Annotated in this window: 11 protein-coding genes; 8 read left to right on the plus strand and 3 right to left on the minus strand. The window is 63.8% G+C overall.

The genetic code is table 11. The annotated features are described in order from the left end of the window. Positions 1 to 45 precede the first annotated feature (45 nt). Complete coding sequence (locus tag HNQ60_RS27925; protein ID WP_281382747.1) at positions 46 to 3,327, minus strand: S8 family serine peptidase; 3,282 nt, start codon at positions 3,325 to 3,327, stop codon at positions 46 to 48. Positions 3,328 to 3,985: 658 nt separating this feature from the next. On the opposite strand from HNQ60_RS27925, the gene HNQ60_RS15690 reads away from it, so the two are divergent. From HNQ60_RS15690 to HNQ60_RS15725, 8 genes are all read left to right on the plus strand, one after another. Next, complete coding sequence (locus HNQ60_RS15690) at positions 3,986 to 6,925, plus strand: monovalent cation/H+ antiporter subunit A (RefSeq protein ID WP_184333421.1); 2,940 nt, start codon at positions 3,986 to 3,988, stop codon at positions 6,923 to 6,925. Further along, positions 6,925 to 7,269 carry a Na+/H+ antiporter subunit C gene (locus HNQ60_RS15695; protein ID WP_184333423.1) on the plus strand — a complete coding sequence of 115 codons (345 nt, stop codon included), beginning with the start codon at positions 6,925 to 6,927 and terminating at the stop codon, positions 7,267 to 7,269. The genes HNQ60_RS15690 and HNQ60_RS15695 overlap by 1 nt, the downstream gene beginning before the upstream one ends. Then, a complete protein-coding gene (locus tag HNQ60_RS15700) occupies positions 7,266 to 8,915 on the plus strand; it encodes a monovalent cation/H+ antiporter subunit D (RefSeq protein ID WP_184333425.1) in 1,650 nt (549 codons plus the stop codon). Before HNQ60_RS15695 ends, HNQ60_RS15700 begins: the two co-directional genes overlap by 4 nt. After that, positions 8,912 to 9,397 (plus strand): Na+/H+ antiporter subunit E, encoded by a 486-nt coding sequence (locus HNQ60_RS15705; protein WP_184333428.1) that lies wholly within the window; start codon positions 8,912 to 8,914, stop codon positions 9,395 to 9,397. The genes HNQ60_RS15700 and HNQ60_RS15705 overlap by 4 nt, the downstream gene beginning before the upstream one ends. After that, the gene (locus HNQ60_RS15710; RefSeq protein ID WP_184333430.1) at positions 9,394 to 9,681 is read left to right on the plus strand and encodes a K+/H+ antiporter subunit F; all 288 of its coding nucleotides are present in this window, start codon (positions 9,394 to 9,396) and stop codon (positions 9,679 to 9,681) included. Before HNQ60_RS15705 ends, HNQ60_RS15710 begins: the two co-directional genes overlap by 4 nt. Continuing rightward, the gene (mnhG, locus tag HNQ60_RS15715; protein ID WP_184333432.1) at positions 9,678 to 10,028 is read left to right on the plus strand and encodes a monovalent cation/H(+) antiporter subunit G; all 351 of its coding nucleotides are present in this window, start codon (positions 9,678 to 9,680) and stop codon (positions 10,026 to 10,028) included. The genes HNQ60_RS15710 and mnhG overlap by 4 nt, the downstream gene beginning before the upstream one ends. Further along, on the plus strand, positions 10,025 to 10,411 hold the full coding sequence (locus HNQ60_RS15720; RefSeq protein WP_184333434.1) for a polysaccharide biosynthesis C-terminal domain-containing protein: 387 nt from the start codon (positions 10,025 to 10,027) through the stop codon (positions 10,409 to 10,411). The genes mnhG and HNQ60_RS15720 overlap by 4 nt, the downstream gene beginning before the upstream one ends. Positions 10,412 to 10,517: 106 nt before the next feature. Further along, positions 10,518 to 12,401 (plus strand): M1 family metallopeptidase, encoded by a 1,884-nt coding sequence (locus HNQ60_RS15725; RefSeq protein WP_184333436.1) that lies wholly within the window; start codon positions 10,518 to 10,520, stop codon positions 12,399 to 12,401. A gap of 81 nt (positions 12,402 to 12,482) precedes the next feature. On the opposite strand, the gene HNQ60_RS15730 is transcribed toward HNQ60_RS15725, so the two are convergent. Then, positions 12,483 to 14,492, minus strand: coding sequence for a TonB-dependent receptor (locus HNQ60_RS15730; RefSeq protein ID WP_184333438.1), 2,010 nt, complete (start codon positions 14,490 to 14,492; stop codon positions 12,483 to 12,485). Positions 14,493 to 14,570: 78 nt separating this feature from the next. Beyond that, the gene (locus HNQ60_RS15735; RefSeq protein ID WP_184333439.1) at positions 14,571 to 14,897 is read right to left on the minus strand and encodes a hypothetical protein; all 327 of its coding nucleotides are present in this window, start codon (positions 14,895 to 14,897) and stop codon (positions 14,571 to 14,573) included. Positions 14,898 to 14,967: the final 70 nt, after the last annotated feature.

Consider the following 14,967-nt stretch of genomic DNA (forward strand, 5'->3'; position numbering starts at 1 on the left):
GATCGCGCTGCGACCCGGCTCGAGCCGGGCCGCAGTGCGCTTTCCTTACTTCGTCACCTCGCCATTCGTACACGCCGTCGCCGCTCCGAAATAAAGCTCGGCCGAACTTGCGCGGGCGCAGTTCTTCCACTTGCCGCGATTCACGCCGCGAGCGGAATACGTGATGGTCTTGGTTTCACCCGGGAGCAGTTCGCCTGAAGTGACGCGCAGATCCTGCGTCGGCCCTCCCGGCGTGTCGAAGATGTACGCCTGGCCGCGATTGCCGAAGCGATTCTCCGCACCCACGGTCAGGAAGCCGAGATCGCCGTCGCCTGGCAGGTTGGCAGGGTCGTAAGCAAAGGTGATGTCCTCTGTCGGCTGAATACCGATCCAGATCTGGAAGGTCTTGAGCTCGCCGAAGAAGTACGTGGGCACCGCTTCGTAGTCGACGACGATCCAGCTGCCGACGCCATCCGTCAGGACACCGATGCGGATTGCACCGCCGTCCGCGGGATTGAGGTCGGTCCAGAATGGCGCGAGCACGTTGTTCGGCGGATTCTCGTCCGGGAAGTCGCTGTTGATGAAATCGACATCCGCCACGGTGCCGCCGCCGACGACGACGTACCCGTTGCTCGTCACGCCGAGTCGCGTATTGCTCTCGCCGCCGAAGCGGAACGCCGGTGTGGTGAAGTTGACGATCGATTCGTCGCCGAGCCCTGCGATCGGTGCGACACCGAATGCCGCCAGGGGGATATAGCCGAACAAGCTTCCGGGCGCGACGGAGACCGTCGGCGGCGTAATGCCGTTGACGACGCCAGTGAAAGCGAAGTTGCGCGAGTCGATCTGCGTGGCGCCGTTCACCGATTGCAGACGCAGTTGCGAGGGGAGCTGATCGGTCAGTACCACGTTCGCGGGCTCGAACGTCGGATTCGTCAGTGACAGCGTGCAGTTCGTCGTGCCGCCGTTGGGGAACGTTGCCGGCGTGCACGTGTGAGTGAACGCGAGTGGTGCTTCCTGGCGGACGATCGTGATCGGGAAGTCCGCGATGAACGCGCCGCTCAGGAACGTGACGTTCGCGTGACGCGTCTCGCCGATCGGCACTGCGCTCGCATCGACAGTGATCGTCACTGTCTGATCGCCGCCCGCCGGCAGCAGGAACAGGGCAGGAGACACTGTCACTTTCACATCGTTCGGAGCGAGCGGAGCGGCCAGCCAGATCCGCTTCGAGAACACTTCGCTGCGCAGCGTGCGTTCGACGCTCACGATGCCTGGATTCGAGGGCACGTACAGGCTCGGATAGTTGGCGAGCGACAGGTTCGCCTGGTTGTCGATGAAGTCCTGGCCACTCGCGCTGATGCTGATGCCGGGATTGTCCGCGTCATCGACGCGAATGCGGCCCGAGCCCCGATCGAACGGAGTGGTGAACGTTTCGCCATCCTCCTTCGCGACGAACTTCCATGCGGTCAGCATCAACGCCGACTTGATCTGGCCCGGCGACCAATCCGGGTGCAGTCCCTTCAGGGCAGCCGCGGCGCCGGCGACGTGCGGGCTCGACATCGAAGTGCCGTTGATCGCCTGGAACAACTGACCCTGCGGACCGCCGAGCGGCGTTGCCGGCAGCGGTGTATTGCCTGCGAGCACTTGCACGCCGGGTGCAGTCACGTCCGGCTTGCTGATGCCGAGCACCTGTCCCGGCCCGCCGCGCGAGCTGAACGACGCCATGACGTCGGGTTGTCCGGGCGCGACGCGGCCAGTGGTGAACGAAGCTGTCTCGCCCGCGTGAGCGGTCAGGAAGGCAAGCAGTGCTGTTCCGTCCGTGTCTTCGAGATGAACGGTCGGAACGAAGTGATTGTCCGTCACCGTGCCCAGCGGCGTTGCGTTGTAGAGGATCATTCCGACGCCGCCGCGCTGCTGCACATTGAAGCTCTTCTCGACGCGAGCGTTCACGCCGCGCTGGCAGAGCACGACCGCGCCTGCGAAGGCGTTGTCAGCTGTGCCGTTCTGACAGAGTGGATCGTTGAAGGGCGCTGCAGCGGCGTCGACGATCGTCGTTGCCGTGCTGATTCCCTTGGTGATGCTCGCGCCGCTGGCGCGGAACGTGTCGCCATTGCTTGCACGAACGGTCAGGTCACTGAGGAACTGACGGGCTTCCGTGCTCGCGGCGACTGTTGTCACCCAGGGCTCGACGTGACTGACAGTGTCCGGGCCGGGGCCGGAGTTGCCGGCGGATGCCGCGACAAAGACGCCGGCGTTGTACGCATCGAGGAATGCCAGCGAAACGGGATCCGCATAGGGCTCCTCGCCGCCGCCGATCGAGAAGTTGATGACGTTGACGCCATCGACGATCGCTTGCTGCACAGCGGCCGCGGAGTCGGACACGAAACAGCCGAGATCGCCGCAGACCTTGTAGACGGCGAGATGCGCTCGCGGGGCGATACCAGAGACTTTGCCGCGCGGCACACTGAATACGGACGCGCTGACGTTGTTGTTGCCGATGGAAGTCGATGCCGTATGGGTGCCGTGACCGTTGTCATCGCGGGCGCTGGGAAATTCAGAGGGCAGCAGGCCGACGATGAGGTCGTACGTATCCATGAATCGGCGTGCGCCGATCAGCTTGTTGTTGCAGGCGAAGGGTGCGTCGCCCGCCACCGCGCTGCCGAATTCACAGGCCGTGCCGGTCCAGGTTGCCGGAGGTTCGGGGAAGGGCTTGCCGTTCGGATCGGGATCCGAGAAGGAGGGATGTTCCGGCCAGGCACCGCTGTCGAGAATGCCGACGACGACACCCTGGCCGCGGCCTTCGGGGCCGTTCGCCCAGAGCTCATCGACACCGATGAACTTCGGCGTCGTATCGGTTTGCGGTCGCAGCAGGCGATCGCGATAGACGCGCTGCACACCAGGAAGGCGGCGCAGTGCTTCGACTTCATTCTCCGGAACGACCACGGATACACCGCCGAGAACGACGCTGAGATCGTGTACGACACGAGCTCGCGGCACGGATCGGGCGGCTGCGGTCGTGAACGCGGCGCGCTTGCTGGCCAGCAGGTTCAATTGCCGACCCGACGCAGCGGATCGCATGTCCAGTTGTCGCGTGGTCGAAGCAGCACCCGCCGCCGATGCGACCGGCTCACTGGCCGCGGCCGCTACGGAATCGGCATCGAACTTCACGATCACGCTCACGAGCTTGGGCTCGCGACGCGATTGCTTCACGGCGTTCTGCACCGCGCTCGACGGTTCGAGGGAGGTGGCACGCATCTGTCGAGGCGCTTCGGCGGCAGTGCCGCAGAGCGATACCGTGCTCAGTGCGACGAACAGTGACGGCAGGAATCTTCTCGGAGGTCTCATCCACATGACGCATCTCTCCCTAATGAACGAGTGGAAAACGGCAGCAACACGCATCCGACGGACGCGCGCTGTCGAGGCGGGGTCACGACGATCGCAAACAGGAATGTGGCCAGGATTGCTCGAAGGGAGAGACGTTTTAGTTGTCGCGCCGATGAGAAGTCAATAGTGGAGGACGCAGAAGAGGCGGCGAGCTGCGAGCGATGAGCGGTGAGCCAGAGAAGAGTGGTTCGTAGTGGTATCTGGCTCGTCGCTCATTGCTCGCCGCTCACCGCCTCTTGTCACGCGCGAGTCACCTTGAGCCGCGAGCAATCTATACGAGCCACAAGTCATGACCAGATGAGACCGAGCCGCCGAGCCGCAGCCAATGAGCTTCCGATTCTGGCTCGCGGCTCACAGCTCGCAGCTCACAGCTCCTCCAACAAACCCCGTGCGCGAACGCTCATTTCCCGCTAGCATCCGGAGCATGGCTTGTGGCCGATTCTTCGTAAGGCGAAGAGGCCTCAGGTCCCACCAGTCGGCGCTGCGGCGCCCAAGGAAGCCTCCTAGCGCGGAATCCCTTACCAAACCGCTCCACGAAGCCGGCGTGCACTCCGGCGTGCCCCTTATTGAACCCGAGTGATATGACAAAGAGGCAGGATAGAAAAAGTTACTGGAGCGGTCGGTCATGCGGCTGGTACTGATCGTTCTGCTGCCGTTCCTGGGCAGCTTGTGCGCCGGCTTCCTGCCGTCCAACGCGCGCAATGCCGAAGCCTGGCTTTCCGGGTTCGTCGCCGTCGCCTGTTTCGCACTGACGCTGAGCCTCTACCCTCTGGTCGAGGATGGCGGCGTCGTGCGCATGATCGTGCCGTGGCTGCCGCAGTACGGGCTCGAGTTCTATCTCCGCGTCGACGGCTATTCCTGGCTGTTCGCGACTCTGGTCGCGTTCATGGGCGCGCTTGTCGTGCTCTACGCGCGTTATTACATGTCGGCCGCCGATCCGGTCCCGCGCTTCTTCTCGTTTCTCCTTGCGTTCATGGGAGCGATGCTCGGCATGGTGCTGTCGGGCAACCTGATCCAGCTCGTGCTGTTCTGGGAGCTCACGAGCCTCACGTCCTTCATGCTGATCGCATACTGGTATCACCTCGACGATGCGCGGCGTGGTGCACGCATGGCCTCGACGGTGACTGGCGCAGGCGGCCTGTGCTTGCTCGCTGGCGTCATCGTCATTGGAGAGATCGTCGGCAGCTACGACCTGGACCGCGTTCTGGCGTCGGGCGATCTGATCCGCGGCAATGAGTGGTATCCGGCGATACTGGTGCTGGTAGCGCTCGGTGCACTGACGAAGAGCGCGCAGTTCCCATTCCAGTTCTGGCTGCCGAACGCGATGGCGGCGCCGACACCCGTCTCCGCGTATCTGCATTCCGCAACGATGGTGAAGGCGGGCGTATTCCTGCTCGCGCGGCTCTGGCCCGTGCTTTCAGGCACCGATCTTTGGTTCGCGATCATCGGTGGGGCAGGACTGTGCTCGCTGCTGCTCGGAGCCTTCGCTGCGATCTTTCAGCGCGACATGAAAGGCGTGCTCGCGTATTCGACGATCAGCCACCTGGGCCTCATCACGCTGCTGCTGGGCATGAACAGTCCGCTGGCGCTCGTGGCCGCGATCTTCCACATGATGAATCACGCGACGTTCAAGGCGTCGCTGTTCATGGCGGCCGGAATCGTCGATCACGAAACCGGGACTCGCGATCTGCAGCTTCTGAGCGGTCTGTCGCGGGCGATGCCCATTACCGCGACGCTCGCCGTGGTGGCGGCGGCCTCGATGGCAGGCGTGCCGCTGCTCAATGGATTCATCTCGAAGGAGATGTTCTTCGCTGAAACGATCTTCGCCGCGCACGATCCGGTACTTCGTATCGGGTTGCCGGCGGCCGCGACGATCGCCGGCATGTTCAGCGTCGCGTACTCGCTGCGTTTCATTCATCAGGTCTTCTTTGGGCCGGTGGCGCGTGATCTGCCGCGCACGCCGCATGAACCGACTCGCTGGATGCTCGTGCCGAGCGCGTTGCTGGTCTCGGCTTGTCTGCTCGTGGGCAGCATGCCGGGAACGACGGTGGGCCCGGTGCTCGGCACGGCTGCCGAGGCGGTGCTTGGTGCGAGCGCGATGCCGGAGTTCAGCCTGGCGCTCTGGCATGGATTCAACATGCCGTTCGTCATGAGCTTGCTCGCTCTGTTCGGCGGTGTGGGCCTGTACATCGCGCTCTATTTCCACCGGCGTCAGGCACACGGGGCAGCGCCCTTCATCGATCGCTTCGATGGTCGTCGCGCTTTCGATGTGACGATGGTGACGCTGATCCGTGCAGCCGATCGACTCACGCGCTGGTTGTATTCGCGACGGCTGCAGACGCAGCTCGTGCTCATCGTATGTATCGCGCTCGTCGCAGCCTGGGTTGCGCTCGATGAGAGTTCGAGCTTCTGGGGGCCAGAGCCGGTTTCGCGAATCGATCCGGGATTCGCTCTGATGTGGCTCGTAGGCGCGGCCTGCGCCATCGGTGCGGCCTTGCAGGCGAAGTATCACCGGCTGGCGGCGCTGATCATGGTCGGCGGTACTGGGCTCGTGACCTGCCTGACGTTCGCGTGGTTCTCGGCGCCGGATCTCGCGCTGACCCAGATCGCAGTCGAAGTCGTGACGCTCGTGCTGATCCTGCTGGGCCTGCGGTGGCTGCCGCGGCGAATCGAGATGGACGATCCGGATCGGCGTACCGTTCGTGCTCGTGCACGCCGGGCGCGCGACCTCGTCCTTGCGGTCATCGTCGGTGCCGGCATGGCCAGCCTTGCGCTTGCGATGATGCTGCGGCCCCGGGCACTGGGGCTGGCTGAGTTCTTCATCGATCGCTCGTTGCCGGAAGGAGGAGGGCGCAACGTCGTCAACGTGATCCTCGTCGATTTCCGCGGCTTCGACACACTCGGCGAGATCACCGTCGTCGGCATCGTGGCGCTGACGGTGTACGCGCTGTTGCGACGTTTCCGTCCCGCGCCCGAGACGATGAGCGTGCCGCGCGCGCAGCGATTGGACGGGCCTCGCTCGCTGCATGCTCTGCCCGACCCGGATGAGAAACTGCCCGAGGGGTACCTCAAGATTCCGGCGGTGATCGTCCGGCTTCTCATGCCCATGGCGGTGATCGTGTCGATCTTCTTCCTGCTGCGAGGTCACAACTCGCCGGGCGGCGGATTCGTCGGTGGTCTCGTCATGGCGACGACAGTGATCGCGCAGTACATGATTTCCGGCACGATGTGGGTCGAGTCGCGCTCGCGACTGAATCCGCAGTACTGGCTAGCGACGGGGCTCATCGCCGCGGCTGTGGCTGGCATGGGCTCATGGCTGACCGCCCGAACATTCCTCACCGCGATGTCGTGGGATTTCCACCTGCCGGTCATCGGTGAGCTGCATGTTTCGAGCGTGCTGCTCTTCGACCTTGGCGTTTACATGCTGGTCATCGGCGCCACTGTGCTGATGCTGGTTGCCATCGCGCACCAGTCGCTGCGCAGTCATCGCAAGCCGCACGCCGTTGCGGATGCCACGGAAGTCCGCGTCGAAGCGGCGGCTCAGTCGACAGGAGCGCCGACCTGATGGAGATCGTGTTCGCCCTCGCCATCGGCGTACTGAGCGGATCCGGCGTCTGGCTGCTGCTGCGGCCCCGCACATTCCAGGTCATCATGGGGCTCGCATTGCTGTCGTATGCGATCAACCTTTTCATCTTCTGCATGGGAAGGCTGAAGGTCGGTAGTCCGCCGATCATTCACGCCGATCTCGAGAGCAATCCCGCGCTCTACGCGGATCCGGTGCCGCAGGCACTCGTGCTGACGGCGATTGTCATCAGCTTCGCGACAACCGCACTCTTCCTGGTCGTGCTGCTCGCGGCTCGCGGACTGACCGGCACTGATCACGTCGACGGTCGGGAGCGCGATACGTGAGTCCGTGGCTGCAGCATCTGCCGGTTCTGCCGATCGTCGTCCCGCTGGTGACCGGGGCCGTGCTGCTGCTGTTCGCTGAGTCGCAGCGGCGGCTGCGCGAGTCGATCGCGCTGCTCGCAACATTGGCGCAGCTCGTCATTGGCGCCACGCTTCTCTATCTGACGACGGACGCAGTGCCCGAGATCTGGCACAAAGGCATCGGCGTGTATTCGATCAGTGCGTGGCCGGCACCGTACGGCATAGTGCTGATCGTCGATCGTCTGTCCGCACTGATGCTGACGCTTGCGGCTGCGCTCGCCTTGCCGGCGCTCACCTACTCCATCGCGCGCTGGGAGCGCGTCGGCGTGCACTACCTGCCGCTGCTGCAGTTCCTGCTGATGGGCTTGAACGGGGCGTTTCTGACGGGCGATCTGTTCAATCTCTTTGTTTTCTTCGAAGTGCTGCTGGCAGCGTCGTACGGGCTCATTCTCCACGGCTCGGGCGCTGCGCGAGTCAAAGCGGGATTGCATTACATCGCCGTCAATCTCGTCGCGTCGCTGCTGTTCCTCATCGGTGTCGCGCTGATCTATGGCGTCGCGGGCACGCTCAACATGGCGGAGCTCGGCATTCGCTGGAGCACGATCGCTGCCGAGGATCGCGGTTTGTTCGATGCCGGCGTCGCAATCCTGGGACTCGCGTTCCTGATCAAGGCTGGCAGCTGGCCGCTGAATTTCTGGCTGGCCCCGGCGTACGTGGCAGCCGGAGCACCGGTGGCGGCCATGTTCTCGATCATGACGAAGGTCGGCATCTACGCCGTGTTGCGAATGAGCGTCCTGCTCGGTGACGCGGCGGCGCCGGCTCCACTCGGCGGTGCGTGGCTGTTCTACGGCGGAATCGCGACGATGGCCTTCGGCATCATCGGCATGCTCGGCGCCCAGCAGCTCGGACGATTGATCGCGTTCGCAGTGATCGTGTCGTCGGGGACGTTGCTGGCATCGGTAGGGTCAGGCGTGGAGAGCCTCACGGCGCCGGCGCTCTTTTACATGGTCAGCTCCGTGCTGGCCACTGGCGCGTTCTTCATGCTCACCGGCATGACCGAACGCACACGCACGACTCAAGTGTCCGAAGTGGCTGACGTCGCGCCGCTGCCGCCAGTGACCTACCAGGCATTCGGTGCGGATGAGCCCGAGCCGCGTGCGCATGACGAAGAGGTCGGCATTGCAATCCCGGCAGTGATGGCATTCCTTGGCCTCGCGTTCGTTTGCTGCGTGCTGCTCGTGACCGGCCTGCCGCCGCTTTCCGGTTTCATCGGCAAGTTTGCGCTGCTCGCTTCGACGGTCGACGCCATGAATGAGCAGCGCGCTCCGGCATCGGCCTGGTTGCTGATCGCAACGTTGCTGGCAGCGGGACTCGCCGGACTGATCGCGTTGACGCGCATCGGTGTCCGGTTGTTCTGGACGGTAACGGAGCGCACTACGCCGCGCCTGCGTGTGATCGAAGCTGGGCCCGTGGCGTTCCTTCTCCTGCTCACAATGGGAATGACTGTGGCCGCCGGTCCCGTCATGACGTTCCTCGAGTCCGCAGCCGGCACGCTTCACAATCCGGACATGTACATCGAAGCAGTGCTGTCGCCGCAGCCGCCGGCGACAGCGGAGGCGAGGCCATGAATCGCTTCCCGATCCTGCTCGCGATCCTGCTGTTCATCATGTGGCTGCTGCTCAACAACTCGGTGGCGCCGGGACACGTGGTGCTCGGCGCAGTGCTCGCGTTCTTCGTTGCACGCGCCAGTCACCGGATGCGGCCGTTGCAACCGCGAGTGCGCCGCTTGCAGCGTGCGGTTCCGCTCGCTGGCGCTGTGCTCATCGATATCGTCCGCTCGAACGTCGCAGTCGCCCGCGTCGTGCTCGGATTGACGGGAGGACGCAAGCCGACACCGGGCTTCATTAGCCTGCCGCTGGACCTGCGAGATCCTCACGGGCTCGCGATCCTCGCGATGATCCTCACGGCTACGCCGGGAACCGTATGGGTGGATCTCAGCGCGGACAGCAGCAAGCTGACCCTGCACGTGCTGGACCTGCAGGATGAGATGCAGTGGGTGCATACGATCAAGCAGCGCTACGAACGTCCGCTGATGGAGATTTTCGAATGAGCGTGCAGGTCATCTTCGAAAGCGCCGCCTGGTACGCGCAGATGTGTTTCGTGCTGGCGATGGTCTTCGCGGCAGTTCGCCTGGTTCGCGGCCCGGGCGCGCAGGATCGTGTGCTCGCGCTCGACGCGCTTTACGTGAACGGCATGCTGACGCTGCTCATGCTCGGAGTGCGCTCGACTTCGACGGTTTACTTCGACATGGCGCTGCTGATCGCGCTGTTCGCATTCGTGGGATCGATGGCGCTGACCAAATTCCTGTTGCGCGGAGAGGTGATCGAGCCATGAGCACCATCGACCTGCCTGCCTGGGCCGCCATTCCGGCGTCGATCCTGCTGATCATCGGCGGATCGCTGGCGCTGATCGGATCGATCGGACTGCTGAAGCTGCCGAGCTTCTACATGCGCATGCATAGCCCTTCGATGGGCAACACGCTCGGGGCTGGCTGTGTCCTCGTCGCGTCGATGCTGGTCTCGTCGGCGCTCCTGCACCGGCCGGTGTTCCATGAAGTGCTCATCACCCTGTTCATGGTCATGACGGCCCCGGTGTCTGCAACGCTCATCATGCGCGGCGCGATCTATCGCACGCGGGTGAACGCCGAGCGGCAACGTCGTCACACGGATGTCGAGTCATGACGTCACGCGTCCAGGTGGAGAAGCTGCGGCGGGCGACGGATGCGAGAGGGCAGGTGTTCGAGCCGCTCGATGCGGCCGGGCTGGCCGATCAACGCAATATTCACGTGGTGCTGACGGGGCCGGGGCACATTCGCGGCAATCACTTTCACACGCGGGGCACGGAAGTGACCGCGGTCGCAGGTCCGGCACACGTCCGATATCGCGAGTCAGGGGAGACGGTCCACCTCGATATCCCGGCGGATGAAGTCTGGCGCTTCACGTTTCCGCCCGGGATCGTCCATGCCTTCCAGAATACCGGCACTGCGGATCTGGTCATCGTGTCGTTCAATTCCATCGCGCACGATCCGCAGGATCCCGATACGACGCGAGAGGTCATTCTCTGAGCGTCGATCGCGGGATTGTATACGCGTGAAATCTCGCTCATCCGCGTGAGAAAGCGATCGCGCCGAACTACACTGCCGCCTCGTCATCCGATGAGGCTTTGCGTTCATGAACGCCATTCGTTCCCGTTGTCAGGCAGGTCTGCTCCTGCTGTTCCTGGCCGCTGCCGCGCAGTCGGCGCAGACCGGCACTGAAGACCCCCACTCGTTTGCGAACACCCGCGATTTCCGTGCGACGCACGTCGCGCTGGATCTGGAAGCGGATTTCACGCGCAAGCGGCTGGTCGGCCACGCGGATCTGACGCTGCATCGCGCGAACGCGGCGGCTCGTGAAGTCGTCCTCGACACGCGCGAGCTGAAAGTGTCCAAGGTCGAGCTGCGGACGGCCACGCCAGTTCAACTGAAGTTCCGGCTCGGAGAGGCCAAGCCGATCCTCGGCGCGCCGTTGCACATTCAGCTGCCGGAGAAACTGGCTGCACAGGACATCGTCGTCCGCGTCTCGTACGAGACCTCGCCCCAAGCAAGCGGCCTGCAGTGGCTCGAGCCTTCACAGACGGCAGGAAGGAAGTATCCCTACCTGTATTCGCAGTCGCAGGCGATTCATGCGCGCAGCTGGATTCCGCTGCAGGACACGCCGCTGGTCCGGCTCACCTACGAGGCGCGGATTACCACGCCGCCGCAGCTTCGCGCGGTGATGAGCGCCGAGAATGATCCCAATGCCGCCCGCACTGGCCGTTACGACTTCAAGATGCCTCAGGCGATTCCTTCCTATCTGATCGCGCTCGGTGTCGGCGACCTGGTTTTCAAGCCGATTGGTGCGCGCACGGGCGTCTATGCCGAGCCCAACGTCGTGGATTCGGCGGCGCATGAATTCGCGGACGTGCAGTCGATGCTCGAGACCTGCGAGAAGCTGTTCGGGCCCTATCGCTGGGGACGCTATGACCTGCTGATCCTCCCGCCGAGCTTCATGTGGGGCGGCATGGAGAATCCGCGGCTGACCTTCCTGACACCAACCGCCATCGCCGGCGATCGCAGCCTTGTCGCATTGATTGCGCATGAGCTGGCGCATTCGTGGTCCGGCAATCTCGTGACGAACGCGAACTGGGAGAGCCTGTGGCTGAACGAAGGCTTCACCGTCTATCTCGAGCGTCGCATCGTCGAGGTGCTGTATGGGGTGCAGCGTCGTGAGATGGAGGATGTCCTGGGTCTGCAGTCGTTGCGTCGTGATATCGCGAGCCTGGAGAAGGCGGGCGACGGAGAGCTCACGCAGCTGTCGGTCGACCTGAGCGGACGCGATCCGGACGATGCTTTCACAGATGTCCCTTATGAAAAGGGCCGGCTGTTCCTCGGCTTCCTCGAGTCGCGTCTCGGGCGGGAGAAGCTCGATGCGTTCCTCCGCGGCTACTTCGACAAGTTCGCGTTCAAGAGCGTGACGACGCAGGATTTCGTGGATCAGCTGAAGTCCCAGGTGCTGAACCGACCTGGCGTCAAGCTGACGCTCGCAGAGGTGCAGGCGTGGATCGAAACGCCCGGCATTCCGGCCAACGCAGTTCTGCCGCACTCGGATGTCTTCGTCCGAGTGGACGCGCAGCGTGATGCGTGGCTTCAGGGCAAGCGCACCGCGAAGCAACTCGAGACCGCGAAGTGGACGACGCAGGAGTGGCTGCACTTCCTCGACAATATGCCCGCAACGCTATCGGCCGATCGCCTTCGCGAGCTCGATCAGGCATTCAATCTCACGGCTTCGACGAACGCCGAGATCGCGCACAGCTGGCTGAAGGATTCGATCCGCGCGAACTACGCGCCTGCATGGCCGCGCCTCGAGCAGTACCTGACGAGCATCGGCCGACGCAAACTCGTGAAGCCGCTCTACGATGAGCTGCTCAAGACGCCGGAAGGGACGCGCCGCGCGCAGCAGATCTACGCCAAGGCGCGTCCGTTGTATCAGATTCCGTTGGCGCAGCAGCTGGACGAGTTGATTCCGAAGAGCTGAAGCAGGCTGCGAGCAGTGAGCGACGAGCGATGAGCCAGAGCCCGATTCCCCTCTGGCTCACAGCTCGCCCTCATCCCCCTTCTAAAACTCCGCTCGCACTCCCAGATTCAACGACCGCCCCGGCAGCGGCGCGATGTCCTTCAGCGGCGATGTCGCGAGACGCATGTCCTCATCCAGCAGGTTGGTGCCGCGAGCGAACAGCAGCAGATGCTTGTCGCGTAGCGGCATGCGGTAGCTGATGTCGAGATCGAGCTGCGTGAAGCTGTCCGTCGGCAGCTCGTTTTCGATCACGTCGTCCTGCTTCGTGTTGTAGAACGCTTCCAGTCCCGCGTGCCACGGGCCCACGTCGTAATGAATGGAGGCGCCGAACCGCAACGGCGGGATCTGCGGCAGGTTGCTGCCATCGTCGAGCTTGCCGCGAACGTAGTCCGATGCGAGGCGGAGTTCCAGTGAAGGTTCGCCCTGCGAGAGCAGAGGGAAGTTGACTTCGGCTTCGTAGCCGTAGAGCTTCGCGCCGCTCTGAAGATATTCGTAGATCGGCAGCACGTCCTCTTCGCCGGCGTCGAATTCGCCGGTGGGTCGCAGGTAGATGTAATCGTCGTAGTCGTTGTAGAACGCGTTCACCGTCCAGCGAATGCCATCGCCGGCTTTGCGCAGCGACAAGTCCGCGGTAAGGGCGGTTTCCTTTTCGAGGAACGGATCGCCGACTTCCACACGGCCGGCCGCGATGTGCGGACCATCGGCGTAAAGCTCCGCTGGTTGCGGATGACGCTCGGTTCTCGTCAGGTTCAGGGCGAGCGAACGATCTTCCGCGATTTTGAAGACGAGTCCCGACGACAGATTGATCGCGGTCTCGTCATAGTCGGGCAGCCCGGCCGCCGCTTCGGGATCGATAGTCTGATTTTCCGCGCGCGCTCCGAGTTCGAGCGTCCAGCGATCGAAATGACGTTCTTCGAACACGAAAATGCTCGCTGCGCGCGTGACCGACGCCGGTACGAACGCTTCCTCACCGATGGCTTCGAAATCGATATCGACGAATTGCGCGCCCACCGTGCCGCGCCAGCCGTCACCCCAGTGATGGTCCGCAGCAGCGCGCACTTCGTATGAGTCCTGGTTGAACACGGTGCCAGGTTCGCCTGGCGCTTCGAATTCCGTGTGCGTGTAGTCGCTGTACGCCGCGCTCACGTGCAAGGTGTCGAGCCAGTCCCCGTTCGCGAGCCATTCACCGCGGGCATCGAAGCGGTCCTGCTGCATGTCGATGAATGCTTCTTCCTCGGCGGGAATCCCGTAAACGGATTCGTACCGGCTCCACGAGAGCCCGCCGAAACCAGCATCACCGACGAGCGAAGCGCCGATGGCGCCGCCGCGACTGTCGCTTGCCGAGTTGGGCAGTCGACCGCGCACGTCGTCCGGTGTTTCGCCGGCTTCGATGATCTCGCGACGCAGCGCGTCGGACTGCGCGTAGCCGGGGATCTCGACGTCGTCCGTCTCGCGATCGAAGTAGTCGGCATGCAGTGCGAGCGCACCGGCGTTGCCGTCGAAGCTCACGGCACCAGTGCGTTCCTTTGTGGCGCTGTCAGCGCGCAGTTCGGCCGCGCCGGAGAAGGGCGTCCCCGTGATCTCATCAGGAATTCGCGTGGTCACCACATTCACCAACCCGCCTGCCGCGCCGCTTCCGTAGAGCAGCGACGCCGGTCCCTTGATGACTTCGATCTGCTGCGAGACCACCGATTCGATGGCAACGGCGTGATCCTGGCTGAGGCTGGAGACATCGAGCGCGGCCGCGCCATCCTGAAGGACCTGCACCCGATAGCCGCCTAGTCCGCGGATGACAGGCTGGCTGGCGCTGGGACCGAAGTACGTCGAGCTCACGCCGAGCTCGCCGGAGAGAGTTTCGCCGATGCTCGCCGCAATCTGGCGCCGCAGATCGTCGCCAGCCATCACGCTGGTGGGCTGGGCGACATCGAGCGGGTTCTCGTGCAGAGCCGTCGAGGTCACGACGACCTGTTCGACGGTGGATTCCTGGGCGTGGGCGGCGGAAACGGAAAGCATCGCGACTACGGCGATGCGCAGGGAATGACTGGGACGCATGTGAATCGATTCCTGAAACAAATGACACGGCGCGACGCACGGGCGTCGCAGGGCTGTTGCCGCTCGAAGCGGCGACGGTCAGGCTTGCTTAAGGAAACGAGGGGGTGCGCGGGCTTGCGCGACCGAGACGAGGCGTTGCGAAACGAATTCCGCGTCACGGTCGACGATGCCGATCTGGACGCAGGACGGGGTGGGGAGCGCATGAGCATGAACTGGCGGCGCGTCCGCGGCACCGAAGGTGACGCAATAACCGCAGGCCGTGCTGTGAAGCGCGGTGGTCGCGGAACCCTGCTCGTGGGTGTGTGCCGCATGCGCGATCGAATTCAGCGCGAACGCCAGCATCAGCGCCGCGAGCGTTACTCGCAGCCACTGTGGAGGTTTTCGGGCCAGTTCGAAGACGGACATGGGTGCAGGGATACCGACGACTCGCCGAGGCTACCGGTCCGGCGAGGGTCATGTAAAGGCTCGGCGACCG

Origin of the sequence: Povalibacter uvarum (genome assembly GCF_014202975.1) — a bacterium.
GTDB classification, from domain to species: domain Bacteria; phylum Pseudomonadota; class Gammaproteobacteria; order Steroidobacterales; family Steroidobacteraceae; genus Steroidobacter; species Steroidobacter uvarum.